Origin of the sequence: Variovorax sp. Varisp85 (assembly GCF_047304045.1) — a bacterium.
Taxonomy (GTDB): Bacteria; Pseudomonadota; Gammaproteobacteria; order Burkholderiales; family Burkholderiaceae_C; genus Variovorax.
In genome coordinates, this window is record NZ_JBGLYN010000180.1 from 1 (window position 1) to 212 (window position 212).

General features: G+C 65.6%; 1 pseudogene. It reads right to left on the reverse strand.

Features of this window, described 5'->3' with window-relative positions:
* Positions 1-212 (reverse strand): annotated as a pseudogene (locus tag ACCC97_RS28935) (electron transfer flavoprotein subunit alpha/FixB family protein); the annotation flags it as partial.

The following is a 212-nucleotide window of genomic DNA, read 5'->3' on the forward strand; positions in this document are numbered from 1 at the left end:
GCATCGAAGCCGGTCGTGCGCACCGTGATCACCTTGATCGGGTCTGCGCTCTGCACGGTGGCGATGGCGTTGCCCGCATAGATCGGACGCTCGAAGGTGTCGGGGCTGTCGACCTTGGTGATGTCGCTGATCTGCGCCACGTCGAGCTTGGCGGCCACGCGCGGCGCGACGTTCTTGCCGTTGGCGGTCGAGGGGAACAGGATGTGGCTGTA